This is a genomic window from Enterobacter sp. ECC-175 (assembly GCF_043968675.1).
In the GTDB taxonomy this organism is placed as follows: Bacteria; Pseudomonadota; Gammaproteobacteria; order Enterobacterales; family Enterobacteriaceae; genus Enterobacter.
In genome coordinates, this window is sequence record NZ_CP143776.1 from 1299294 (window position 1) to 1325071 (window position 25778).

A 25778-nucleotide genomic window follows, 5' to 3' on the forward strand; every position below is an offset into this window, starting at 1 on the left:
TCGCTCTGAATTGATCGATAGCTGTTATTGCCGCGGCAAATCGTCCCAGGTGCCGGGAGCGAGCTGCGATTCGATTTCGGGGTATCGTGATGCATCAAACACCGGGGGAACGCCGAGCTTTCGCTGGCGGAGATAATCTCGGGCAATCACCGACACGACCGGCGAGAGCAGCAGAATCGCCGTCAGGTTGGTGATGGCCATCAGCGCCATAATCACATCCGCCAGCTGCCAGACCAGCGACATGCTGAGCAGGGAGCCAACCATAACCATCGCGACGACGCTGACGCGAAGCAGGCTGCGTGAATACCACGAATTTATCTTCAGGAAGATAAGATTATTTTCCGCATAAACGTAGTTCACCGCGATAGAGCTAAAGGCAAACAGCCCGACGATGAGCGAAACAAATCCGACGCCCCAGCCGCCGACCAGGTTCGCCAGTGCCTGCTGTAAAAGCTGTATCCCGGACGCGCTCGTTGCATAGGGCAGGGGGCCGGCCAGCAGCACGATCATAGCGCTGGCGGAGCAGATGATAATGGTATCCGTAAATACCCCGATCATCTGCACAATGCCCTGTGCGGCCGGATGCGGGGGCCAGGAGGCCGCCGCCGCGGCGGCATTAGGGGTAGACCCCATCCCGGCTTCGTTGGAAAACATTCCCCGCTGGAATCCTGCCGTCAGCGCCTGGCTGATGGTGTAGCCCAGCGCGCCAGACGCTGCTTCCTGCCAGCCGAACGCGCTTTTAAAGATCAGCGTGATGATGCCGGGCAGCTGTTCAATGTTCATCACGCTTACGAACAGGCTGGCTCCAATCCAGAGTAGCGCCATGATGGGGACGAACCACTGCATGAGCCGGGCAATACCCTTTAGCCCGAAGGTGATGGTGAGAAGCGTCAGGAGGGCCAGAACAATACCGCTTAGCCATTTCGGAGAGTCAAATGCGTAGTGCATCGCATGGGCGACGGAGTTGGCCTGGACAGTATTAAAGATGAGGCCATAGGCGAGGAGTAAAAAGAGGGAAAACAGAACGCCCATCCAGCGCATCCCCAGGCCGCGAGCCATGTACCAGGCGGGGCCGCCGCGAAACTGGCCAGTCGCGTCTTTTTCCTTATAAAGCTGCGCCAGAGAGCATTCAGCAAACGAGGTCGCCATGCCAATAAGGGCTGAGATCCACATCCAAAACACCGCCCCCGGTCCGCCGGCCGTAATCGCCAGCGCAACGCCTGCCAAATTACCGCTGCCGACGCGCGCGCCAAGGCTGGTGCACAGGGCTTGAAACGACGTTAATCCCCCCGGCTGCGGGGAGACGCTGTTTTTCAGACTTCTGCCAAACTTGCGAATATAGCGAAACTGAATAAAGCCGCTGCGTAGCGTAAACCAGATACCTGCTCCCATGAGCAGGTAGATCATTATCGAACCCCAAAGCACTTCATTGATAAAGAAAAAGAAATCCGGCATTAACGTCCCTCTTGTTGATGCCAATGTGAATAGGTAAGCGCTACCATTGATTGAGCATGCTGTTACTTAGCAGCCTGTTAATATTCTCAGTTTATCATACTCTGCCTTAGGGCACTGTCTGCGGTTGCGCTGCCCCGGCGTCGTGTTATCATCAGGGCAGACCGGTTACATCCCCCTAACAAGTAAACCTGTCATTTTTCCGCTGCTGGCAGGCTGTCGGTGGCGTGAATTATCCAGGGCACGTTAAAAGAGAAACACTATCATGACGGATAAATTGACCTCCCTTCGTCAGTTCACCACTGTCGTAGCTGACACCGGAGATATCGCGGCAATGAAGCTGTACCAGCCGCAGGATGCCACAACCAACCCTTCTCTGATCCTTAACGCCGCGCAGATCCCTGAGTACCGCAAACTGATTGACGACGCTGTGACCTGGGCGAAAGCGCAGAGCAACGACCGCGCGCAGCAGGTTGTGGACGCCACTGACAAACTGGCAGTGAACATCGGTCTGGAAATCCTGAAGCTGGTTCCTGGCCGCATCTCCACCGAAGTGGATGCACGTCTGTCCTACGACACCGAAGCCTCCATCGCGAAAGCAAAGCGTCTGATCAAGATGTACAACGATGCTGGCATCAGCAACGACCGTATCCTGATCAAACTGGCCTCGACCTGGCAGGGCATTCGCGCAGCCGAGCAGCTGGAAAAAGACGGTATCAACTGTAACCTGACCCTGCTGTTCTCCTTCGCGCAGGCGCGTGCGTGTGCGGAAGCGGGCGTATACCTGATTTCTCCGTTCGTGGGCCGTATTCTGGACTGGTACAAAGCCAACACCGATAAGAAAGAGTACGCACCGGCTGAAGATCCAGGCGTGGTTTCCGTGACTGAAATCTACGAATACTACAAGCAGCACGGCTATGAGACCGTGGTGATGGGCGCAAGCTTCCGTAACGTCGGCGAAATCATCGAGCTGGCCGGCTGCGACCGCCTGACCATCGCGCCTGCGCTGCTGAAAGAGCTGGCTGAAAGCGAAGGTACTATCGAGCGCAAACTGTCCTACACCGGTGAAGTTAAGGCGCGTCCAGAGCGCATTACCGAGTCCGAGTTCCTGTGGCAGCACAACCAGGACCCAATGGCGGTAGACAAGCTGGCGGACGGTATCCGTAAGTTTGCCGTTGACCAGGGCAAACTGGAAAAAATGATCGGCGACCTGCTGTAATCATTCCGCGTGACCGGGCCCCCGGTCACGCTACTTCTTTCGTACGCTGTCTGATTTTCCCCTCTGCGTGTATCATTCCCCCTAAATGCATTAGTGGAATGGAATGAATATGAATACCTTACGCATCGGCCTGGTGTCGATTTCTGACCGCGCCTCCAGCGGCGTTTACCAGGATAAAGGCATCCCTGCTCTGGAAGAGTGGCTTGCCAGCGCGCTGACCACCCCCTTTGAGATCCAGACCCGCCTGATCCCGGACGAGCAGCCGATCATCGAGCAGACGCTGTGCGAGCTGGTGGACGAGATGAGCTGCCACCTGGTGTTGACGACCGGCGGCACGGGGCCCGCGCGCCGCGACGTTACCCCGGACGCGACGCTGGCGATTGCCGATCGCGAAATGCCTGGCTTTGGCGAGCAAATGCGCCAAATCAGCCTGAACTTTGTTCCGACCGCCATTTTGTCGCGCCAGGTTGGCGTAATCCGCAAACAGGCGTTAATACTTAACCTTCCGGGCCAGCCGAAGTCGATCAAAGAGACGCTGGAAGGGCTTAAAGCCGAGGACGGCAAGACAATTGTGCACGGCATTTTTGCTAGCGTACCGTATTGTATACAACTGCTGGACGGCCCGTATGTGGAAACCGATGAGAAAGTAGTAGCAGCATTTCGCCCTAAAAGCGCACGTCGCGAGACATTATGCTGAAATTAATGGATAGGTGACATTCGCTGTAACAGCCTTAGCGCGCGGGTTTTTTTACGGTATAGTAACTTTTTCTTTACGGTTGCTGTAAGAATATAAAAACACCTAAGGTGCGCTATGTCTCATTCTGCCCGGCCTCTGAATCGTCAGGACTATAAAACGCTCACCCTCGCCGCGCTCGGCGGGGCGCTCGAGTTTTACGATTTCATCATCTTCGTCTTTTTCGCCGCCGTGGTAGGCGCGCTCTTTTTTCCGGCGGATATACCGGAGTGGCTGCGTCAGGTGCAGACCTTCGGCATCTTCGCTGCGGGCTATCTGGCTCGCCCGTTAGGCGGCATTGTGATGGCGCACTTTGGCGATCTGGTCGGGCGGAAAAAGATGTTTACCCTCAGCATTCTGCTGATGGCCGTGCCGACGCTGGCCATTGGCCTGCTGCCCACCTATGCCTCGATGGGCATTCTCGCCCCGCTGCTGCTGTTGCTGATGCGCGTTCTGCAGGGGGCGGCGATTGGCGGTGAAGTGCCCGGTGCCTGGGTGTTTGTCGCAGAACATGTTCCGGCGCGTCGCATTGGTATCGCCTGCGGAACCTTAACGGCGGGGCTGACGGTCGGGATCTTGCTCGGCTCGGTGGTCGCAACGATTGTGAATACCAGCATGACGCAGCAGGCCGTTCACGACTGGGGCTGGCGTATTCCTTTCCTTCTGGGGGGCGCGTTTGGCCTGGTGGCCATGTATCTGCGCCGCTGGCTGCAGGAGACGCCGATATTTCTCGAGATGCAGCAGCGCAAGGCGCTGGCGCAGGAGCTGCCGGTTAAATCGGTGGTTATGCGCCACCGACGCGCGGTGGCGATCTCCATGCTGCTTACCTGGCTGCTGTCGGCGGGCATCGTGGTGGTCATCCTGATGTCCCCGGTCTGGCTGCAAAAACAGTACGGTTTCGATCCGGCGGTGACGCTGCAGGCGAACAGCGTTGCCACCATTATGCTCTGCTTCGGCTGTCTGGCCGCCGGGCTGGCGGCGGATCGCTTCGGTGCCAGCGTTACTTTTATTGTCGGCAGCCTGCTACTTGCTGGATCAAGCTGGGGGTTTTACCACCTTGCGGGCAATCATCCTGAACTGTTGTTCCTGCTGTACGGTACGGCGGGCCTGTGCGTGGGCGTTGTCGGCGCGGTGCCGTACGTCATGGTGCGCGCGTTTCCGCCGGAGGTACGCTTCACCGGCATCTCTTTCTCTTATAACGTGTCGTATGCCATCTTCGGCGGGCTGACGCCGATTGCGGTCACGATGCTGATGGGGGTGTCGCCGATGGCACCGGCATGGTATGTGCTTGCGCTCTCGCTGATGGGGCTGGCGCTAGGATTTTGGCTGCGTCAGGCGGGGGGATGTCGTGCCCGCGATGCGGACACGACAGAGCAATCAGTGTTTTTCACCAATCGGTAGAACGGTACGGCCAAACTGCTCGTTGAGCACTTCGCCCATCGCCAGGTAGATCGCGCTTGCGCCGCACACGAGGCCAATCCAGCCTGCAACGTGCACGATGCCTTCGTTATCTGCCAGGTGGCCAATCGCCAGCAGGGCGAACAGCACGGTCAGGCTCAGGAAGACGAACTGCAGCGCGCGGTTGCCCTTCAGCGTGCCGAAGAACATGAACAGCGTGAACACGCCCCACAGGCCCAGATAGACGCCCAGGAAGTGCGCGTTTGCCGCATCGGCCAGCCCCATCTTCGGCATGAGCAGAATGGCGACCAGGGTCAGCCAGAAAGAGCCGTAAGAGGTAAAGGCGGTTAAGCCGAAGGTATTGCCTTTTTTATATTCCAGCAGGCCGGCGAATATTTGCGCGATACCGCCGTAAAAAATGCCCATCGCCAGGATGATACCGTCCATCGGGAACATCCCGATGTTGTGCAGGTTCAGCAGAATGGTGGTCATGCCAAAACCCATCAGGCCCAGCGGAGCCGGATTAGCCAACTTAGTGTTGCCCATAAGTCCTCAAAAAAATCATCATTAATATGGTGAAATGGTGAATCCCTCGTCAATTCTCCCTGACGGGGCGCGGCATCATAATGGGCGCAACCAGTGCCGTCTATGATCTCATCAGGGTGAAATTAAAATTTTTTTTATCCTTCCCCCTTGATGGATGCCGTTGCGACCCCATCTTGTAAGCAACCGCAGTGTGTGGACCTGAAAAAATCAAATCTGGGCAGTTGAAAAAGCACGTTCTGCCCTTATTACAGGTACACAACCACATGTTGACTGAATTTTTAGTGGAGACGTTTAGATGGGTAAAATTATTGGTATCGACCTGGGTACTACCAACTCTTGTGTAGCGATTATGGATGGCACCACTGCACGTGTGCTGGAGAACGCCGAGGGCGATCGCACCACGCCTTCTATCATTGCTTATACCCAGGATGGTGAAACTCTGGTTGGTCAGCCGGCTAAACGTCAGGCAGTGACAAACCCGCAAAACACCCTGTTTGCGATTAAACGCCTGATCGGTCGCCGCTTCCAGGACGAAGAAGTTCAGCGTGACGTTTCTATCATGCCGTACAAAATCATCGCAGCGGATAACGGCGATGCATGGCTTGACGTGAAAGGCACCAAAACTGCACCACCGCAGATTTCTGCCGAAGTGCTGAAAAAAATGAAGAAAACCGCGGAAGATTACCTGGGTGAGCCGGTAACTGAAGCTGTTATCACCGTACCTGCCTACTTCAACGATGCTCAGCGTCAGGCAACCAAAGATGCTGGCCGTATCGCAGGTCTGGAAGTAAAACGTATCATCAACGAACCAACCGCAGCCGCACTGGCGTACGGTCTGGATAAAGAAGTTGGCAACCGTACTATCGCGGTTTACGACCTGGGTGGTGGTACCTTCGATATCTCAATTATCGAAATCGACGAAGTTGACGGCGAAAAAACCTTCGAAGTTCTGGCAACCAACGGTGATACCCACCTGGGTGGTGAAGACTTCGATACCCGCCTGATCAACTACCTCGTTGACGAGTTTAAGAAAGATCAGGGCATTGACCTGCGTAACGACCCGCTGGCCATGCAGCGCCTGAAAGAAGCCGCTGAGAAAGCGAAGATCGAGCTGTCGTCCGCTCAGCAGACCGACGTGAACCTGCCGTACATCACCGCAGACGCGACCGGTCCAAAACACATGAACATCAAAGTGACCCGTGCGAAACTGGAAAGCCTGGTCGAAGACCTGGTGAACCGTTCTATCGAGCCGCTGAAAGTTGCGCTGCAGGACGCTGGCCTGTCCGTTTCTGACATCCAGGACGTTATCCTGGTCGGTGGTCAGACGCGTATGCCAATGGTTCAGAAGAAAGTGGCTGAGTTCTTTGGTAAAGAGCCGCGTAAAGACGTTAACCCGGATGAAGCTGTGGCAATCGGCGCAGCGGTTCAGGGGGGCGTACTGACCGGTGAAGTGAAAGACGTACTGCTGCTGGACGTTACCCCGCTGTCTCTGGGTATCGAAACCATGGGCGGTGTGATGACTGCGCTCATCAACAAAAACACCACCATCCCAACGAAGCACAGCCAGGTGTTCTCTACCGCTGAAGACAACCAGTCTGCGGTAACCATCCATGTGATTCAGGGGGAGCGTAAGCGTGCGGCTGATAACAAATCTCTGGGGCAGTTCAACCTGGACGGTATCAACCCTGCACCGCGCGGCATGCCGCAGATCGAAGTTACCTTCGACATCGATGCTGACGGTATCCTGCACGTGTCTGCGAAAGACAAAAACAGCGGTAAAGAGCAGAAGATCACCATCAAGGCATCTTCTGGCCTGAACGAAGCGGAAATTGAAAAAATGGTTCGCGATGCAGAGGCTAACGCTGAATCCGACCGTAAGTTCGAAGAGCTGGTTCAGACCCGCAACCAGGGCGACCATCTGCTGCACAGCACCCGCAAGCAGGTTGAAGAAGCCGGTGAGCAGCTGCCAGCGGATGACAAAACGGCTATCGAAGCTGCGCTGACCGCGCTGGAAACTTCTCTTAAAGGTGAAGATAAAGCGGACATCGAAGCGAAGATGCAGGAGCTGGCCCAGGTTTCTCAGAAACTGATGGAAATTGCTCAGCAGCAGCACGCTCAACAGCAGGCAGGCGCTGATGCATCTGCAAACAACGCGAAAGATGACGACGTTGTCGACGCTGAGTTTGAAGAAGTGAAAGACAAAAAATAATCGCCCTTTGAACGGGTAATTACTGGCACGGGCGAAGAGGTTTCCTCTCCGCCCGTGCACGCATGTTAGGGGCAGATAAAAAAGATGGCTAAGCAAGACTATTACGAGATTTTAGGCGTTTCCAAAACAGCGGAAGAGCGTGAAATCAAAAAGGCGTATAAGCGCCTGGCCATGAAATTTCACCCGGACCGCAACCAGGGTGATAAAGAGGCTGAAGCCAAATTCAAAGAGATCAAAGAAGCCTACGAAGTCCTGACCGACGCGCAAAAACGTGCGGCCTATGACCAGTACGGCCATGCCGCCTTTGAACAGGGCGGCATGGGCGGCGGTGGATTCGGTGGCGGCGGCTTCGGCGGTGGCGCAGATTTCAGCGACATCTTCGGCGACGTGTTCGGTGATATCTTCGGCGGCGGTCGTGGTCGCCAGCGCGCGGCGCGCGGCGCGGACCTGCGCTACAACATGGATCTGACGCTGGAAGAGGCCGTTCGCGGCGTCACCAAAGAGATCCGCATCCCGACGCTGGAAGAGTGTGACGTTTGCCACGGCAGCGGCGCGAAGGCGGGCACCCAGCCGCAAACCTGTCCAACCTGCCATGGTTCCGGTCAGGTGCAGATGCGCCAGGGCTTCTTCGCGGTGCAGCAGGCGTGTCCACACTGCCACGGTCGCGGCACGCTGATTAAAGATCCGTGCAACAAATGCCACGGTCATGGTCGCGTTGAGAAAACCAAAACCCTGTCCGTTAAAATCCCGGCGGGCGTGGATACGGGCGACCGCATCCGTCTATCAGGTGAGGGCGAAGCAGGCGAGCACGGCGCGCCGGCAGGCGATCTGTACGTTCAGGTTCAGGTTAAACAGCACGCCATCTTCGAGCGTGAAGGTAACAACCTGTACTGTGAAGTGCCGATCAACTTCGCGATGGCAGCGCTTGGCGGCGAAATCGAAGTGCCAACGCTGGACGGTCGCGTAAACCTGAAGGTGCCTGGCGAAACCCAGACCGGCAAGCTGTTCCGCATGCGCGGTAAGGGCGTTAAGTCCGTTCGCGGCGGTGCGCAGGGCGACCTGCTGTGTCGCGTCGTGGTGGAAACCCCGGTTGGCCTGAACGACAAGCAGAAGCAGCTGCTGAAAGAGCTGCAGGAAAGCTTCGGCGGCCCAACGGGTGAGAAAAACAGCCCGCGTTCCAAAAGCTTCTTCGATGGCGTCAAAAAATTCTTCGACGATCTGACCCGCTAATTCTTCAGCAGGTACCGTCTGACATCAGGCCCGGAAGTGATTCCGGGCTTTTTTTCGTTTATTGATTCTCCTCGAAAAAACTGAGTATATACTCAATATTAATCTGCTTTTGCCGAGTTATATGGCTTGGTATGATGGTTTTATCGAAGTATTCCGCTTGAAGAGAGAATTGAAGTGAAACTACTACACCGTTTCTTTAGCAATGAAGCGTCCGGCGGCGTGATTTTAATTATCGCTGCCGTCGCGGCAATGGTGCTGGCTAACCTCGGCGCGACGCGTGAACTGTATCACGCTTTTCTGGAAACCCCGGTTGAGCTGCGGGTTGGCCCGCTGGAAATCAATAAGAACATGCTGCTGTGGATTAACGATGCCCTGATGGCCGTGTTCTTCCTGCTGGTGGGGCTCGAGGTGAAGCGCGAGCTGGTGCAGGGGTCGCTGGCCAGCCGCCAGCGCGCGGCGTTCCCGGTGATTGCCGCCCTCGGCGGGATGGTTGTTCCCGCGCTGCTGTTCCTCGCCTTTACCTGGCAAGATCCGATGGCGCGCCACGGCTGGGCGATCCCGGCGGCGACGGATATCGCGTTTGCCCTCGGCGTGCTGGCCCTGCTTGGCAGCCGCGTGCCGGTCGCGCTGAAAATCTTTCTGATGGCGCTGGCTATCATCGACGATCTGGGCGCTATCGTGATTATCGCACTGTTCTACACCAGCGACCTGTCGATCCTGTCGCTCAGCGTGGCGGCGGGGGCCATCGCGGTGCTGGCGCTGCTGAACATCTGCAACGTGCGCCGAACTGGCATTTACATCCTTGTGGGAATGGTATTGTGGACGGCGGTGCTGAAGTCCGGCGTGCACGCCACGCTGGCGGGGGTGATTGTGGGCTTCCTCGTGCCGCTTAGGGTCGAAGAGGGGAAATCCCCGGCAAAACAGCTTGAGCATGTGCTCCATCCCTGGGTGGCATTTATGATCCTGCCGCTCTTCGCGTTTGCTAACGCCGGGGTATCCCTGCAGGGCGTTACGCTGGAAGGGCTCACCTCCGTGCTGCCGCTGGGGGTTATCGCCGGGCTGTTTATCGGCAAGCCGCTGGGAATCAGCCTGTTCTGCTGGCTGGCGGTGAAAATGAAGCTGGCATCGCTGCCGCACGGAACGACGTTCCGGCAAATCATGGCCGTTGGGGTGCTGTGCGGAATTGGTTTTACCATGTCGATCTTTATCTCGACGCTGGCGTTTGGCGCGCATGCGCCTGAGCTTATCGTGTGGGCGAAGCTCGGTATCTTAATCGGATCGGTGCTGGCCGCGGTGAGCGGTTACGCGTTGTTGAAAGCGAAGCTGTCAGGGCAGGTTGCTCAGGCATAAGGGATGGCGGGAAAAGGGAGGCCTTTTCCCGCAGCAGGATCGGGAGCGAAGTCGTAATGTCTCATCTGAATTACAACCATCTGTACTACTTTTGGCACGTCTACAAAGAGGGCTCGGTTGTGGGCGCGGCGGAGGCGCTCCATCTGACGCCGCAAACCATTACCGGGCAAATCAAGGCGCTGGAAGAGCGCCTTCAGGGTAAGCTGTTTAAGCGCAAGGGCCGCGGGATTGAGCCCAGCGAACTGGGCGAGCTGGTGTTTCGCTACGCGGACAAAATGTTCACGCTCAGCCAGGAAATGCTGGATATCGTCAACTATCGCAAAGAGTCAAACCTGCTGTTTGACGTCGGCGTGGCGGATGCGCTCTCCAAGCGGCTGGTCAGCGGGGTGCTGGACGCCGCCGTGGTGGAGGATGAGCAAATCCACCTGCGATGCTTTGAATCCACCCACGAGATGCTGCTGGAGCAGCTGAGCCAGCACAAGCTGGATATGATTATCTCCGATTGCCCGATCGACTCAACGCAGCAGGAAGGGCTGTTCTCGGTAAAAATTGGTGAATGCGGCGTGAGCTTCTGGTGTATCAATCCGCCGCCGAAAAAACCGTTCCCCGCGTGTCTGGAGGAGCGGCGTCTGCTGGTTCCGGGGCGCCGATCCATGCTGGGGCGCAAGCTGCTTAACTGGTTTAACTCCCAGGGGCTGAAGGTTGAAATCCTCGGCGAGTTTGATGATGCGGCGCTGATGAAGGCGTTTGGCGAAGCGCATAACGCGATTTTCGTGGCTCCAACCCTATACGCACAGGATTTGTACACGGATGACAAGGTGACGGAGATAGGGCGAGTTGATAACGTGATGGAGGAGTACCACGCGATATTCGCCGAAAGGATGATTCAGCATCCTGCGGTGCAGCGTATCTGTAACCGCGATTATTCGTCGCTGTTTACCCCGCCGGCAATCTGAAGACATAAAAAAACCCGCGTTAAGCGGGTTCTTTTAAAACAAGCAACAACAAGCGGCGATTAAGCCAGTTTGTTGATCTGCGCGGTCAAGTTTGCTTTATGACGCGCTGCTTTGTTTTTGTGGATCAGACCTTTAGCAGCCTGACGGTCCACGATTGGTTGCATTTCGTTGAATGCGTTCTGTGCAGCAGCTTTGTCGCCAGCTTCGATTGCTGCGTATACTTTCTTGATGAAAGTACGCATCATAGAGCGACGGCTTGCATTGTGCTTACGAGCCTTTTCAGACTGAACGGCACGTTTCTTAGCTGATTTGATATTAGCCAAGGTCCAACTCCCAAATATGATCTATGTGGACAATTCAAAGGCCGAGGAATATGCCCTCTATACCTTCTTTTGTCAATGGATTTGTGCAAATAAGCGCCGTTAATGTGGCGACGCTACGTTACGTAGTGATGGCGCAGGATTCTACCAGCTTGTCTCTCGTGAATACAGCCTTTCGGCATAAAAATCGCCGTACAGGGGCAGATTTTTTTGCTGGCAAAGGTCAGCATGATGAAAACATTACGGCTTTCTGTTTTGCGTGAACAATCGCCGGTTAACCTTAATCGCCGTACAAGGTATACTTTGGCGATTTTCACTGTTTTGAGCCAGACATGAAGCTGATACGCGGCATACATAATCTCGGCAACGCTCCTCACGGGTGCGTGCTGACCATTGGTAATTTCGACGGCGTGCATCGTGGGCATCAGGCGCTGTTGCAGGGATTGCGTAAAGAAGGGGAAGCCCGCGGGCTGCCCGTTGTAGTGATGATTTTCGAGCCACAGCCGCTGGAGCTGTTTGCGGGTGATAAATCACCGGCCCGCCTTACGCGTCTGCGTGAAAAGCTGCGCTATCTGGCTGAGTCCGGCGTGGACTACGTCGTATGTATACGATTCGATCGTCGCTTTGCTGCACTGACGGCACAAAATTTTGTCAGCGACCTGCTGGTGAAGCGTCTTGGCGTGCAGTTTCTGGCTGTGGGGGATGATTTCCGCTTTGGCGCTGGTCGTCAGGGGGATTTCTTGCTATTACAGAAGGCTGGCCTGGAGTATGGCTTTGACGTCACCAGCGCGATGACCTTCTGCGAAGGCGGCGTACGCGTTAGCAGTACTGCCGTTCGTCAGGCGCTGGCCAATGACGAACTGGAGGCGGCAGAAAACCTGCTCGGCCATCCGTTCACGATTTCAGGCCGCGTAGTGCATGGCGACGCGCTGGGCCGCACGATAGGCTTCCCGACGGCGAATATACCGCTGCGCCGTCAGGTCTCCCCGGTTAAAGGGGTGTATGCGGTGGAAGTGTCTGGACTGGGCGACTGGCCGTTTTACGGCGTCGCCAATATTGGCACGCGTCCTACGGTTGCCGGTGTACGTCAACAGTTAGAAGTACACCTGCTGGACGTTGTAATGGACCTTTACGGTCGCCATATAGATGTAATACTGCGTAGAAAAATACGTAATGAGCAGCGATTCGCTTCGCTGGACGAACTAAAGGCGCAAATTGCGCGAGATGAATTAACGGCCCGTGAATTTTTTGGGCTATCAAACCCGGCTTAAATGCCTACGTGATAAATACGGAACCGAGAATCTGATGAGTGACTATAAATCAACCCTGAATTTGCCGGAAACAGGGTTCCCGATGCGCGGCGATCTCGCCAAGCGTGAACCGGGAATGCTGGCGCGTTGGACCGATGATGACCTGTACGGCATCATTCGTGCAGCCAAAAAAGGCAAAAAAACCTTCATTCTGCATGATGGCCCTCCATATGCGAATGGCAGCATTCATATTGGTCACTCTGTAAATAAGATTCTGAAAGACATTATCGTGAAGTCCAAAGGCCTCACGGGATATGACTCGCCTTACGTTCCAGGCTGGGACTGCCACGGTCTGCCAATTGAGCTGAAAGTGGAGCAAGAGTTTGGCAAGCCGGGTGAGAAATTCACCGCTGCCGAGTTCCGCGCGAAATGCCGCGAATACGCTGCCACTCAGGTTGACGGCCAGCGCGCTGACTTCATCCGTCTGGGCGTGCTGGGCGACTGGTCCCATCCGTACCTGACCATGGATTTCAGAACCGAAGCCAACATCATCCGTGCGCTGGGTAAAATCATCGGCAACGGCCACCTGCACAAGGGCGCGAAGCCGGTGCACTGGTGCGTGGACTGCCGCTCTGCGCTGGCAGAAGCCGAAGTAGAGTATTACGACAAAACCTCTCCTTCTATCGACGTGGCTTTCCACGCGGTGGATCAGGATGCGGTCAAAGCCAAATTTGGCGTGTCGTCGGTCAACGGCCCGATCTCTTTAGTGATCTGGACTACTACGCCGTGGACGCTGCCAGCCAACCGCGCGATCTCCCTGTCCGGTGAGTTCGAGTACGCGCTGGTGCAGGTTGAAGGTCAGGCGCTGATCCTGGCAAAAGATCTGGTCGAAAGCGTGCTGAAGCGCGCGAACATCGCCGACTACACCGTGCTGGGCACCGTGAAGGGTGACGCGCTGGAACTGATGCGCTTCAAGCATCCGTTCCTCGACTTCGACGTGCCGGCGATCCTGGGCGACCACGTGACGCTGGACGCGGGTACCGGTGCGGTCCATACCGCTGGTGGCCACGGCCCTGACGACTACAGCATCAGCCTGAAGTACGGTCTGGAAATCGCCAACCCGGTTGGCCCGGACGGTTCATACCTGCCTGGCACCTACCCGGCGCTGGACGGCATCAACGTCTTCAAAGCGAACGACATCATCGTGGACATGCTGCGCACCAGCGGCGCGCTGCTGCACGTTGAGAAAATGCAGCACAGCTATCCGTGCTGCTGGCGCCACAAGACGCCGATCATCTTCCGTGCAACCCCGCAGTGGTTCGTCAGCATGGATCAGAAAGGCCTGCGCGCGCAGTCGCTGAAAGAGATCAAAGGCGTGCAGTGGATCCCGGACTGGGGCCAGGCGCGTATCGAATCTATGGTCGCTAACCGCCCTGACTGGTGTATCTCTCGTCAGCGCACCTGGGGCGTGCCGATGTCTCTGTTCGTGCATAAAGAGACGCAGGAACTGCACCCGAATACGCTGGAGCTGATGGAAGAAGTGGCGAAGCGCGTCGAGGTTGACGGCATTCAGGCGTGGTGGGATCTCGATGCCCGCGACATCCTGGGCGCGGACGCGGACAGCTACGAGAAGGTGCCGGATACCCTGGACGTGTGGTTCGACTCTGGTTCTACCCACGCCTCTGTGGTTGATGTGCGTCCAGAGTTTGCCGGTCACGCTGCCGATATGTATCTGGAAGGATCTGACCAACACCGCGGCTGGTTCATGTCATCGCTGATGATCTCCACCGCCATGAAAGGTAAAGCGCCTTACCGCCAGGTACTGACCCACGGCTTCACCGTGGATGGTCAGGGCCGTAAGATGTCCAAATCCATCGGTAACACCGTGTCACCGCAGGACGTGATGAACAAGCTGGGCGCGGACATCCTGCGTCTGTGGGTGGCTTCTACCGACTACACCGGCGAAATGGCCGTTTCTGATGAAATCCTGAAACGTGCCGCCGACAGCTATCGTCGTATCCGTAACACCGCGCGCTTCCTGCTGGCGAACCTGAACGGCTTTGATCCAGTGAAAGACATGGTGAAGCCGGAAGAGATGGTCGTTCTCGACCGCTGGGCGGTAGGCTGTGCGAAAGCGGCGCAGGACGATATCCTGAAAGCCTACGAGTCTTATGACTTCCACGAAGTGGTGCAGCGCCTGATGCGCTTCTGCTCCATCGAGATGGGCTCGTTCTACCTCGACATCATCAAAGACCGCCAGTACACCGCGAAAGCGGACAGCGTGGCGCGTCGCAGCTGCCAGACCGCGCTGTTCCATATCGCAGAAGCGCTGGTGCGCTGGATGGCGCCGATCATGTCCTTCACCGCGGATGAAATCTGGGGCTACCTGCCGGGCGACCGTGAGAAGTATGTCTTCACCGGTGAATGGTACGAAGGCCTGTTCGACCTCTCCAGCAGCGAAGCGATGAACGATGCCTTCTGGGACGCGCTGCTGAAAGTGCGCGGCGAAGTGAACAAGGTGATCGAGCAGGCGCGTGCTGACAAGAAGGTCGGCGGCTCTCTGGAAGCGACAGTGACCCTGTACGCCGAACCGGAGCTGGCGGCGAAGCTGACGGCGCTGGGCGATGAATTACGATTTGTCCTGTTGACCTCCGGTGCGAAAGTTGCGGATTATGCCGGGGCGCCTGCTGATGCACAGCAGAGCGAACTGCTCAAAGGGCTGAAAGTCGCGCTGAGTAAAGCCGAAGGTGAGAAATGCCCGCGCTGCTGGCATTACACCACCGATGTCGGCCAGGTGGCGGAACACGCAGACATCTGCGGACGCTGTGTAAGCAACGTCGCCGGTGACGGCGAAAAACGTAAGTTTGCCTGATGAGTAAATCTCTCTGTTCAACAGGACTGCGCTGGCTGTGGCTGGTTGTGGTGGTGCTGATTATCGATCTGGGCAGCAAGTTCCTGATCCTCCAGAACTTTGCTCTGGGGGATACGGTTTCGCTGTTCCCGTCGCTTAACCTGCACTACGCACGTAACTACGGCGCAGCGTTCAGTTTCCTGGCCGACAGCGGTGGCTGGCAGCGCTGGTTCTTTGCGGGTATCGCTATCGGTATCTGCGTGATCCTGGCCGTGCTGATGTACCGCTCGAAGGCAACGCAAAAGCTGAATAACATCGCCTACGCGCTGATCATTGGCGGCGCGTTAGGCAACCTGTTCGATCGCCTGTGGCACGGCTTCGTGGTCGATATGATCGACTTCTACGTCGGCAGCTGGCACTTCGCGACCTTTAACCTCGCCGATAGCGCAATTTGCGTCGGTGCGGCACTGATCGTGCTGGAAGGCTTCTTGCCGAAACCGGCCGCGAAAGAGCAGGCGTAACACACCCGCCCGGTGGTGTAATGCCACCGGGCAAAACAAGCGAGCAATTTGCATGTCTAAATCCGTACAGAGCAACAGCGCGGTTCTCGTTCACTTCACGCTGAAGCTGGATGATGGCTCCACGGCTGAATCCACCCGCAACAACGGCAAACCGGCCCTGTTCCGTCTTGGCGATACTTCCCTGTCTGAAGGCCTTGAGCAGCAGCTTCTGGGCCTGAAAGAGGGCGAGAAGAAGGCATTCTCGCTTGAGCCGGATGCGGCGTTTGGCGTGCCAAGCCCTGACCTGATCCAGTATTTCTCGCGCCGTGAATTTATGGACGCGGGCGAGCCGGAAATCGGCGCGATTATGCTCTTTACCGCTATGGACGGCAGCGAAATGCCTGGCGTGATCCGCGAAGTTAACGGCGATTCCATTACCGTTGATTTCAACCATCCGCTTGCCGGGCGTACCGTCCATTTTGATATTGAAGTGCTGGAGATTGACCCAGCGCTGGAGGCCTGAAATGCAGATCCTGTTGGCTAACCCGCGCGGCTTTTGCGCCGGTGTAGACCGCGCTATCAGCATTGTTGAAAACGCGCTGGAGATTTACGGCGCGCCGATTTACGTGCGTCACGAAGTGGTGCACAACCGCTACGTGGTCGACAGCCTGCGCGAGCGTGGCGCGATCTTTATCGAGCAGATCAGCGAAGTGCCGGACGGCGCGATCCTGATTTTCTCCGCGCACGGCGTGTCTCAGGCGGTCCGTAACGAAGCGAAAAGCCGCGACCTCACGGTGTTTGACGCCACCTGTCCGCTGGTCACTAAAGTGCATATGGAAGTGGCGCGCGCCAGCCGCCGTGGCGAAGAATCGATTCTGATTGGTCACGCGGGTCATCCGGAAGTGGAAGGGACGATGGGGCAGTACAGCAACCCGGAAGGGGGCATGTACCTGGTCGAGTCGCCGGAAGATGTGCTGAAGCTGAACGTGAAAAACGACGCGCGCCTGTCGTTTATGACCCAGACGACGCTCTCCGTGGACGACACCTCAGACGTGATTGACGCGCTGCGCCAGCGTTTCCCGAAGATCGTCGGGCCGCGTAAAGATGATATCTGCTACGCCACTACCAACCGTCAGGAAGCGGTGCGCGCGCTGGCTGAGCAGGCGGACGTGGTGCTGGTGGTCGGCTCGAAAAACTCCTCTAACTCTAACCGTCTGGCCGAGCTGGCGCAGCGGATGGGGAAATCCGCATTCCTGATTGATGATGCAACGGATATTCAGGAGTCGTGGGTGAAGAACGTCGCCTGCGTCGGCGTCACGGCGGGGGCTTCCGCGCCGGATATCCTGGTGCAGAACGTGATTAGTCGCCTCCAGGAGCTGGGCGGCGGTGATGCCATACCCCTGGAAGGACGCGAAGAGAACATCGTCTTCGAAGTGCCGAAAGAGCTGCGTATCGATGCGCGCGAAGTCGAGTAACTGAATTTTAATGAATGCAAAGCCAGGCACCGTGCCTGGCTTTTTTGATCCACGGCGCAATTCCGGCACGGCATCACAAGGTTAATCGATTAATCTGCTATGCTTTTCAGGCTGTTCTCCTCGGGCCGGAGACACATATGAAACCTGACATTACCCAGCCACCGCAGGTGGACTGGCTGACCGGCGCGTTCGCGCAGGGTCATATCCTGCGTAAAACGACGCGCATTGCCGATCTGGCGGGCGTGTTTGCCTGCACTGACGGCTGGCAGAACGGCGACCCGCAACGGCCCGTTTACGATGTTGAAATCCTCGACGGTAAGACGGTCGAAGGCAGCCTGTTCACTGGCGTAACCCATCTTCAGCCCGGAAAAGTCGGCAATGAATTCTTTATGACCCGCGGCCACTTCCACGCGCGCCGGGAGCAGGGGGAAGTCTACCTCGGGCTGCGCGGGACGGGATTATTGCTGCTGCAATCAGAGAACGGCAAGGCGTGGCTCGAATCCGTGAACGCCGGTTCGGTACATGTCATTCCCGGCTTTACCGCACATCGTCTGATTAACACCGGCACGGAGATACTCTCCGCGCTGGCGGTCTGGCCGACAGTCGCCGGGCATGATTACGCGGCTCTTCAGCAGGGTTTTGCGCTGAGGGTAACGGAGGTGGACGGCGACATCCTCGTGCGTGAGGTGCAGCATGGCTAATTACGGGCTGGATATGCAGATACATCATCGGCCGCTCGGCTTTTCATACGGAGAAGAGGTCACAGGCCCGATGCCGGAGATCCGCCGTCTGGATCAGATCCGCTCGTCGCTGCGCGATCCGGACTGTCAGGGGCCGGAAGAGGTGTACGCTATTGCGATGGACGTGGCGCGAATGCAGGACAGGGATGAGCTGAGCAAACGGATGCTGCTGTTTGGCGTGGTGACCTATGCCGCCGGACAGCTTGGCGACGAGCCCGTGCGCAGCCAGGGGCATGTTCATCGCATCAGCCTGCATAGCGGCTGGTCGCCGCCAGAGCTGTATGAAATCTGGCAGGGGACCGCCATTATTTATATGCAGGAGCGGGTTGAAAACGATCCGGGCCGCTGCTTTGCCGCGATCGCTAACGAAGGTGAGAAAGTGCTGGTTCCACCGGGCTGGGGTCATGCCACGCTCTCCGCCGATCCGGATGTTCCGCTGACGTTTGGCGCCTGGTGCGACCGGGAATATGGCTTTGAGTACGAGGCCGTGCGGGCCCATAAAGGGCTGGCCTGGTATCCGCTGATGCAGGACCGGCAGGTCGTCTGGCAGCATAACCCGCGCTATGCGCCGGGACGGTTACAGGTCATCACGCCGCGGCGGTATGACGAGTTTGGCATCACCGCAGAGCCTATCTACCAGCAGTTTATTGCCGATCCGGCGCGCTTTCAGTTTATTTCCCGGCCCGATAAAGTCGCCGCGCTGTGGCACAATTTTCACCCATAAAAAAACCGGGGCCAGCTGGCCCCGGTTATCACAGGCATTATCCGGCGAAAAGCCCCGACGCCACGCCAGCGGCGGCCAGCACCAGCAGAAGTAACATCGCCTTCACCGGTGAGACACCGCGTTTCGCCATCAGGTACCAGGTGCTCAGAACCACCACCAGCGGCAGCAGCTGCGGGAAAATCCCGTCGAGCATCTGCTGAACATGAATGTTAACCCCATCTTTGGTGATGAACTCCAGCCCGGTGCCGAGCTTCACATAGCTTGCCGCGACGCCGCCCATCACAAAAACACCCAGCAGGGACAGCGCTTCGCGCAGGCGGGTCGATTTGCTGCTCACCAGCATTTCAACAGAGCCGGATCCCATCTGGTAACCCTTCAGGAATAAGAACCAGGAGCCAGGTATGATAATGGCGAGCCAGGCCACGATGTAGAACAACGGTCCCAGGGCGTTACCGCCTGCCGCCAGCGCCATACCGATGCTGAGCAGAATAGGGATCAACATGCCGGGAATCATCGAATCGCCGATCCCGGCGATCGGCCCCATCAGGCCAACCTTGAGGGTATTGATCGTCTCACCATCGATAGGCTCACCGTTGGCCTTTTTCTCTTCAAGACCCAGCGCCATCCCGTTCACAATGGCGCCAATCTGCGGCTCGGTATTGTAGAAAGAGGCGTGGCGACGCAGCATTTCCCGCCGCTGGTCGGCATCCGGGTAGAGCTTTTTGGCGACCGGCAGCATGCTCAGGCAGAATCCAAACGACTCAAGGCGCTCAAAGCTCATCGACGACAGGTTGTGCATCATCCATGCCCGCCAGCAGCGGCGCAGATCCTTACGGGTCAGTTTACGTTCTTCCATCAGAATTCGTCCTCGTCATCGACGACCGGCGCAGAGGCGACGGCCTTTGCGGATTCCGGTTTGTAGTTATAGTGGATCAGCGCCAGCAGCGCGCCAACGATGACCAGCGCAACCATGTTGAGCTTCAGGAAAACGATGCAGACGAAGCCCACCAGAAAGTAGATCAGCATGCTGTAGTCTTTGATGATCTGCTTGAGCAGGATAGCGATGCCGACGGCGGGCAAGATCCCACCTAAAACGTTCATGGTGGACAGCACCACGGCCGGCAGGCTATCCATGATGCCGCTGATGTACTGCGCGCCGAAGAAGACGGCAATGAACGTCGGGACAAAACGCAGAATAAAGTTGGTCGCCTGGGGCCAGATGGCGCTGTTCAGATAGATCCCCCGCTCGTCGCCGCGCTCCAGGGCGTTATCCGCGCGATGGTTCCAGAAGGAGTTCAGCACCATCATCATATTAAACAGAATGGTCCCGGCAATGCCGATTGTGGCCGCCAGCGCCACCGCGACTTCCGGGCCTTTACCCGACAGAATGCCCAGCGCAATGGCCGGATAGGCGACAAAGTTAAGGTCGGCGGGCATCGACCCGCCCGGCGTCACCATGGCGATATAAACCGCCTGCACCGCCACGCCAATCATGATCCCGGTCTTGATATCGCCAAGGATAATGCCCACCAGCATGCCTGACACCAGCGGGCGGGTGATCAGATACCAGCCGCCGGTCAGGCCCAGCAGCCAGGGGCTGCTCAGCGCGCCCAGATAACAGAGCACGCCAATTAATGCCGCTTCGATAATCATCATTCGCTCCTTATTTCAGCTTTTGCCGGGCATCCTGCCAGCTGTAGCTGCTGGCATCCGGTACCAGACGAAATTCAATGAGATGCCCCTGAGCGTTAAGCCAGTCAAACGCCGCGATCTCCTCTGCGTTGACCGACTGGTTCGGGCCAATGGTGGTGGTCTCCGCGCGGGCGCTCATCGGGCCAACGTTGATTTTGCCGTTGCTGTTTTTCAGGCTGATACCGGCCTGTTCAATGCGCTGCAGGGTGAGGGGCGATTTGCCGATAACGAAATAGCGCTTGTCGCTGGCGATGACCTTCGGCAATTTTTGAATCGCCGTTGCGGTATCAAAAAGCCAGACTTTGGTGTCGGAGACGGCACCTTTCATGACGGAAGAGAGAAGGGGATCGGCCGCCACGGCGTCGTCAATGGCCACGATACCGTCGCAGGGCAGCTCTTTGGCCCAGCGTGTGATGAGCTGCCCGTGGATCACGCGGTCATCGATGCGTACAAAAGAAATGCTCATTGTGGAGTCCTCAAAAGTCGTCTGATTGCACGGCAGAAGCGGGAGCAGCTACCACCAGCGTGGGTTGGGTGAGCGCCAGCAGCAGGCTGGCCGCGGCGTTCACGTCGGCAAGCGCGTGGATCTCATCGGTTTGCAGCAGCATCGGCAGATTAACCCCGCCCAGCACCGCCACCGGCGGCGTGGCGTCTGGCGAAAAGGCGGCGCTGCTGGCGACGTTCCACGGCGTGCCGCTTTGCATATCGCACAGCACCAGTACACCCTCTGCGCGTTGTGAGGCCTGAGCCAGCACGCGGGCAAAGTCCTGCTTAAAGCCTTCAATTCCCGTCTCACCGGTGAGCGTAACGGCATAGCAGTAGGGCAGATCGCCGTAAACCATGCGGGCGCTGTCGAGCATCGCCTTTGCCATCGGCCCGTGGGAGGCCACAATGATGTTAATCATGCTTACCCCCTGACCCAGGCTTTAACGGTGGCGAGCTGTTGGCCTGCGCCTTTGCCCCACGGCGTGATTCGATATTCTCCTACGTCGGCAGGAATGATGAACGTCTCTGCGTAGTGCACGACGAAAGGCTCAAACGCGCCGCTCGGGCTGTCGACGCGCGCTTCGTCGCCCTCAACCAGATTAAGCACGTTGACGCCGCCTTCGGTGTGGTGAACGACCGGGCCGCTAAACCAGTGGCGGCGTGTTTCAATAAACTCACGTTCGTGCAGGCCGGTACGTTCTTCACGCCAGCCGTCACCCTCCGCCACCGGTTCAATACGGTTGACCAGGTTGTCATTTACCCATTGGGTGTCGCGCTGCCAGTCGATGACCTGCTCGCCGTGATCGAGGTGAACCGGGCGCGGTAAGCCATCAAGACCCAGGCGGCCCCAGTCCCAGAGCTTAAAGGTGAAAATGTAAGGGGTGGCGCTGATCTCAAGCACCATGGTGCCGGCACCTGAACAATGTACGGTTCCGGCCGGGATGAGAAAGTGATCGTGTTTTTTGGCGGGGATTTGATTCACAAAGCGTGCATCGTCGAACGGCTTTTCGCCCCGCGCGGCCTGGCGCAGATCGTCCATCATCGCCTCAGGCCGGGTGCCTGTTTGGGTGCCGAGATAGACCACGGCCCCCGGCTCGGCGTCGAGGATGTAGTAGCTCTCATCCTGGGTGTAATGCATGCCAAACTGCTGCTGAATGTACTCCGTCAGCGGATGCACCTGAAAACTCAGATTCTGCCCCCCGACGGTATCAAGAAAATCAAAGCGGATGGGGAACTCGGCCCCGAAGCGAGCGTGAACCTTTTCGCCCAGCAGCGCGCGCGGTTGCAACAGAACGACATCAATGGAGGGGATCTCGATCCGAACGTCGCCAAACCGCATCATCAGGCTGTTTTCCTCGGGCACGCAGTCAAAACACCATGCGTAGTTAGGCTTCGCTGGATCGAGATCGAATCGTTGTTTCATCCACTGGCCGCCCCAGACGCCGGGATCAAAGAAGGGAACAACGCGGAACGGCTGCCGTGTGGTCTGCTTAAGCCCCGCGCGAAGCGCCTCGCCGCTGACCATGGCCGGTGCGTCGGCCTGGGTGGTATCAAGCAGGAAATCACACCGCTTAAGCAGCGGCGTTTTGTGTCGGTCAAAGACGCGCCACTCAACGAAAAAGGCGCGTTTATACCGGCGCAGCATATCTTCAGTGAGGTTTTCAACGCCCCAGTTGCCCAGCTCGCCTGCGCGCATGCGCTGCTGAATTTCCCAGCGCGGCATATCGGCGTACACCAGCACATCCCCCGGATGGACCAGAGCGGCACCGGAGCCATACACAATCACCAGTCCCGCCGCCTCGGCCACCTGCTTTTGCAGGGCCGTTAATGCTTCGGCATCAAAAAACTCGGCGAGCTGGTGGCAGGAGAGTACGCCAAACACGCGGTCATCCGTCAGGTTGCGGGCCAGCATCTCGCTAAGCGTTTGCTCGTCGCGGCGGGCCGTTTCGACGTTTATCCGCACCGCGTCGCCGAACCGGGCAAGCACATTACGCTCCAGCTCAGCCAGTCGGACGCCGGGATAGCAATCAATAACCAGCACGGTTTTCCGGGACGTCAGGACCCCGGCGTTAAGCGTCGTAATAATGTCGTGCCACCCACGCCATGCGTGAGCGTCAAAGCCCCGAACAGAGACTTCAGGATGTTTGTTATAAGGGGGATAGGTCATTGTTTCACTCCGTTGTCGTTAAAATAAGATTAATCGATTAACCTTACGATGGAAGAGTGGTTAACGCGATTAACCTGGCAAAACGGCGAGGAAAGGCGGTTTTATGGCGGGGAGTGTGAACCGCTTCACAGGGAATTAGACAAAAATCAGGTTATTCGATTAATCTTTGAAGGATAAGGGAGGAACAATGACAACTGTAACGCTGGCGCAGGTCGCTGAACGAGCAGGCGTGTCGACCGCCACGGTGTCGATGGTCTTGCGAAACCGGGGGCGGATCTCGCAAGCCACCCGTGAAAGAGTATTAAAAGCGCTGGACGACGCGGGTTATGTTTATAACCAGACGGCGGCGAATCTTCGAAACCGCAGCAGCAACCAGGTCGGGCTGCTTCTGCACGATATTACTAACCCCTTTTACGGCGAGATGACGGCGGGGCTAAGTCATGAGATCGAGCGCCATGAGATGCTGCTGTTTCTGGCGAATAGCGAAGAGTCCGGCGAGCGACAGCAAAAGTTCGTTGATTCGCTGATGCGTAACAACGCGTGCGGTATGGTGCTGTGCGCGGCCCGCGAAACGCCACAGACGTTTTTTGACAGCCTCAAGCGCCGCAATATTCCCGCCATCATGGTGGTGCGGCCCGTTAACGATCCTGATTTCGACTTTGTCGGTACCGACAACTTTCTTGGCACCCAGATGGCGACCGCGCATCTGCTCGCCCTGGGACACCGGCATATTGCCTTTATCGGCGGGAGCCAGAGTTCCGGTACGCGTGCCCAGCGTATTGGCGGTTTTACCAGTAAGCTGCTCGAAAAAGGTCTTTCAGCGGACCCGCGATGGATTGTCCCCAGCCTGGCGAGCCAAAGCGACGGCGCGCGGGTAGCGGAGAGTTTGTTCAGCAAGTTCCCGGCGATCACCGCCGCGGTCTGTTATCAGGACATCGTCGCGCTCGGCGTGATGCAGGCGCTGCGTAAAATGGGGCGCGAGGTCGGGCGTGATTTTGCCCTGGTGGGGTTTGACGATATCACCGAGGCGGCGCTGGTCCAGCCTGCGCTCACCACCGTATCGGTGGCGGCAAAGGAGATAGGTCGTAAAGCCGGAGAGCTGCTCTACAGCCGAATTCAGGGCAATAATGAGCCGCCGAAACGTATCATCCTGCCGCCTGCCCTGGTGATCAGAGAATCATGCGGTTTCAGTTAGTATGCCTTTTACTGATATCGACTGCGGTTTCACATTAATTTCTAATTATGGGCGTTTTTAGTGGCAGCCTTCGCGAGGGCTGGTTACTCTGAAAACGATTTACATCATTTTAACGTAAGAGAATAACTATGCATGATGCACAGATCCGCGTCGCCATTGCGGGCGCGGGCGGACGTATGGGCCGTCAGCTGATTCAGGCGGCGCTGCAGATGGATGGCGTGGCGCTTGGCGCGGCGCTGGAGCGCGAAGGCTCATCGCTTCTGGGTACGGATGCGGGCGAGCTCGCGGGAGCAGGCCAGACGGGTGTGACCGTACAAAGTAGCCTGGACGCGGTTAAGAATGATTTTGACGTCTTTATTGATTTTACGCGCCCTGAAGGCACGCTGAACCATCTGGCATTTTGCCGCGAGCACGGTAAAGGGATGGTAATTGGTACTACCGGTTTTGATGACGCTGGCAAGCAGGCGATTCAGGACGCCGCAAAGGAGATTGCGATTGTCTTTGCCGCGAACTTTAGCGTCGGCGTTAACGTCATGCTGAAGCTGCTGGAGAAGGCGGCTAAGGTGATGGGCGACTATACCGACATCGAGATTGTCGAAGCGCACCACCGCTACAAGGTCGACGCGCCGTCCGGCACGGCGCTGGCGATGGGCGAAGCCATTGCGCAGGCGATGGACAAGGATTTAAAAGACATTGCCGTCTATTCTCGTGAAGGACACACCGGTGAGCGTGTTCCTGGAACCATCGGCTTTGCGACCGTTCGCGCGGGAGACATCGTCGGTGAACATACCGCGATGTTCGCCGATATCGGTGAACGCGTGGAGATCACGCATAAAGCTTCCAGCCGTATGACCTTCGCCAACGGTGCCGTTCGTTCCGCTCTGTGGCTGAAAGGCAAGAAAAAGGGTCTTTTCGATATGCGAGACGTGTTAGAACTTAACAGTTTATAGCTCTTTTTACCCTTCGTGATGTGGTTATTGCAGTCGTAATGACTTGATTGCATAGGGCAATATTTTATTGCCCTTTTATTTTGGCTGGCTGAGTCGTTTTATTGATTGAAGTCGTCAAAATAGAATGTTTTACCCGTCTGATTGGTTATTAAATTGTAAATTTTGACCATCCGGTCCACTTTTTATCACCCCGACCTAAATTTTTTTATTAAACTTGCCGCGCAAGCGTTTCCTAGGCCTATTTACCTGATCTTTTTGCCGCTTAACCTGTCATATGGCGTCAAGCCCTGCAAAAGAATAAGCAAAACATCCGTTTTGGGTTGACTTTTACCGAC

The 25778-nt window shown here is 57.0% G+C and carries 24 protein-coding genes and 1 pseudogene; 17 read left to right on the top strand and 8 right to left on the bottom strand.

Annotated elements, in window-relative coordinates:
• Positions 1-24: 24 nt before the first annotated feature.
• Positions 25-1455, bottom strand: coding sequence for a sodium:alanine symporter family protein (locus V1599_RS06150; protein WP_112011057.1), 1431 nt, complete (start codon positions 1453-1455; stop codon positions 25-27).
• Positions 1456-1717: 262 nt separating this feature from the next.
• Here V1599_RS06150 and tal point away from each other — a divergent pair, with 262 nt between their 5' ends.
• The 3 genes from tal (at position 1718) to V1599_RS06165 (ending at position 4805) form a co-directional block, all read left to right on the top strand.
• Positions 1718-2671: a transaldolase gene (gene tal / locus V1599_RS06155; RefSeq protein WP_023310342.1), complete on the top strand. Its 954-nt coding sequence runs from the start codon at positions 1718-1720 to the stop codon at positions 2669-2671.
• A 109-nt stretch (positions 2672-2780) separates the two neighbouring features.
• On the top strand, positions 2781-3368 hold the full coding sequence (gene mog / locus V1599_RS06160; RefSeq protein WP_395301207.1) for a molybdopterin adenylyltransferase: 588 nt from the start codon (positions 2781-2783) through the stop codon (positions 3366-3368).
• 114 nt (positions 3369-3482) lie between these two features.
• Positions 3483-4805 (top strand): MFS transporter, encoded by a 1323-nt coding sequence (locus tag V1599_RS06165; protein WP_395301208.1) that lies wholly within the window; start codon positions 3483-3485, stop codon positions 4803-4805.
• Here the strand turns inward: V1599_RS06165 and satP are convergent.
• Positions 4782-5348 (bottom strand): acetate uptake transporter, encoded by a 567-nt coding sequence (gene satP / locus V1599_RS06170; protein WP_112011060.1) that lies wholly within the window; start codon positions 5346-5348, stop codon positions 4782-4784. The genes V1599_RS06165 and satP overlap by 24 nt on opposite strands.
• Before the next feature lie 295 nt (positions 5349-5643).
• On the opposite strand from satP, the gene dnaK reads away from it, so the two are divergent.
• From dnaK to nhaR, 4 genes are all read left to right on the top strand, one after another.
• A complete protein-coding gene (gene dnaK / locus V1599_RS06175) occupies positions 5644-7557 on the top strand; it encodes a molecular chaperone DnaK (protein WP_112011061.1) in 1914 nt (637 codons plus the stop codon).
• An 84-nt stretch (positions 7558-7641) separates the two neighbouring features.
• A complete protein-coding gene (gene dnaJ, locus V1599_RS06180) occupies positions 7642-8787 on the top strand; it encodes a molecular chaperone DnaJ (RefSeq protein ID WP_112011062.1) in 1146 nt (381 codons plus the stop codon).
• A gap of 174 nt (positions 8788-8961) precedes the next feature.
• Entirely contained in the window at positions 8962-10137 is a 1176-nt protein-coding gene (gene nhaA, locus V1599_RS06185; RefSeq protein ID WP_112011063.1) for a Na+/H+ antiporter NhaA, read from the top strand.
• Positions 10138-10193: 56 nt separating this feature from the next.
• Positions 10194-11093, top strand: a complete 900-nt coding sequence (gene nhaR, locus V1599_RS06190) for a transcriptional activator NhaR (RefSeq protein ID WP_112011064.1) — start codon at positions 10194-10196, stop codon at positions 11091-11093.
• Between the two features lie 59 nt (positions 11094-11152).
• Here nhaR and rpsT read toward each other — a convergent pair whose 3' ends face one another.
• The gene (gene rpsT / locus V1599_RS06195; RefSeq protein ID WP_003856458.1) at positions 11153-11416 is read right to left on the bottom strand and encodes a 30S ribosomal protein S20; all 264 of its coding nucleotides are present in this window, start codon (positions 11414-11416) and stop codon (positions 11153-11155) included.
• A gap of 115 nt (positions 11417-11531) precedes the next feature.
• On the opposite strand from rpsT, the pseudogene V1599_RS06200 reads away from it, so the two are divergent.
• The 8 genes and pseudogenes from V1599_RS06200 to V1599_RS06235 all read left to right on the top strand — a co-directional run.
• Positions 11532-11738, top strand: a pseudogene (locus V1599_RS06200) (DUF2575 domain-containing protein); the annotation flags it as partial.
• Between the two features lie 7 nt (positions 11739-11745).
• Positions 11746-12684 carry a bifunctional riboflavin kinase/FAD synthetase gene (gene ribF / locus V1599_RS06205; RefSeq protein ID WP_395301209.1) on the top strand — a complete coding sequence of 313 codons (939 nt, stop codon included), beginning with the start codon at positions 11746-11748 and terminating at the stop codon, positions 12682-12684.
• Positions 12685-12718: 34 nt separating this feature from the next.
• Entirely contained in the window at positions 12719-15535 is a 2817-nt protein-coding gene (gene ileS, locus V1599_RS06210; protein ID WP_395301210.1) for an isoleucine--tRNA ligase, read from the top strand.
• Positions 15535-16035: a signal peptidase II gene (gene lspA, locus V1599_RS06215; protein WP_112011067.1), complete on the top strand. Its 501-nt coding sequence runs from the start codon at positions 15535-15537 to the stop codon at positions 16033-16035. Before ileS ends, lspA begins: the two co-directional genes overlap by 1 nt.
• A gap of 52 nt (positions 16036-16087) precedes the next feature.
• Positions 16088-16537: an FKBP-type peptidyl-prolyl cis-trans isomerase gene (gene fkpB / locus V1599_RS06220; protein ID WP_112011068.1), complete on the top strand. Its 450-nt coding sequence runs from the start codon at positions 16088-16090 to the stop codon at positions 16535-16537.
• Between the two features lies 1 nt (position 16538).
• A complete protein-coding gene (ispH, locus tag V1599_RS06225) occupies positions 16539-17489 on the top strand; it encodes a 4-hydroxy-3-methylbut-2-enyl diphosphate reductase (RefSeq protein WP_112011069.1) in 951 nt (316 codons plus the stop codon).
• 137 nt (positions 17490-17626) lie between these two features.
• On the top strand, positions 17627-18190 hold the full coding sequence (locus V1599_RS06230; RefSeq protein WP_395301211.1) for a glucose-6-phosphate isomerase family protein: 564 nt from the start codon (positions 17627-17629) through the stop codon (positions 18188-18190).
• Positions 18183-18953 (top strand): glucose-6-phosphate isomerase family protein, encoded by a 771-nt coding sequence (locus V1599_RS06235; protein WP_297118730.1) that lies wholly within the window; start codon positions 18183-18185, stop codon positions 18951-18953. The genes V1599_RS06230 and V1599_RS06235 overlap by 8 nt, the downstream gene beginning before the upstream one ends.
• A gap of 37 nt (positions 18954-18990) precedes the next feature.
• Here V1599_RS06235 and V1599_RS06240 read toward each other — a convergent pair whose 3' ends face one another.
• From V1599_RS06240 to V1599_RS06260, 5 genes are read right to left on the bottom strand one after another with little or no spacing between them, the layout of a single operon-like run.
• Positions 18991-19809: a PTS system mannose/fructose/sorbose family transporter subunit IID gene (locus tag V1599_RS06240; RefSeq protein WP_006173945.1), complete on the bottom strand. Its 819-nt coding sequence runs from the start codon at positions 19807-19809 to the stop codon at positions 18991-18993.
• Positions 19809-20606 carry a PTS sugar transporter subunit IIC gene (locus V1599_RS06245; RefSeq protein WP_112011072.1) on the bottom strand — a complete coding sequence of 266 codons (798 nt, stop codon included), beginning with the start codon at positions 20604-20606 and terminating at the stop codon, positions 19809-19811. Before V1599_RS06245 ends, V1599_RS06240 begins: the two co-directional genes overlap by 1 nt.
• 10 nt (positions 20607-20616) lie before the next feature.
• Positions 20617-21111 (bottom strand): PTS sugar transporter subunit IIB, encoded by a 495-nt coding sequence (locus V1599_RS06250; protein ID WP_112011073.1) that lies wholly within the window; start codon positions 21109-21111, stop codon positions 20617-20619.
• A gap of 10 nt (positions 21112-21121) precedes the next feature.
• A complete protein-coding gene (locus V1599_RS06255) occupies positions 21122-21550 on the bottom strand; it encodes a PTS sugar transporter subunit IIA (protein ID WP_112011074.1) in 429 nt (142 codons plus the stop codon).
• A gap of 2 nt (positions 21551-21552) precedes the next feature.
• A complete protein-coding gene (locus tag V1599_RS06260; protein ID WP_112011075.1) occupies positions 21553-23298 on the bottom strand; it encodes a class I mannose-6-phosphate isomerase in 1746 nt (581 codons plus the stop codon).
• Between the two features lie 187 nt (positions 23299-23485).
• Here V1599_RS06260 and V1599_RS06265 point away from each other — a divergent pair, with 187 nt between their 5' ends.
• Positions 23486-24493 (top strand): LacI family DNA-binding transcriptional regulator, encoded by a 1008-nt coding sequence (locus tag V1599_RS06265; RefSeq protein ID WP_112011076.1) that lies wholly within the window; start codon positions 23486-23488, stop codon positions 24491-24493.
• Positions 24494-24621: 128 nt separating this feature from the next.
• Positions 24622-25443, top strand: a complete 822-nt coding sequence (gene dapB / locus V1599_RS06270) for a 4-hydroxy-tetrahydrodipicolinate reductase (protein WP_112011077.1) — start codon at positions 24622-24624, stop codon at positions 25441-25443.
• Positions 25444-25778 lie beyond the last annotated feature (335 nt).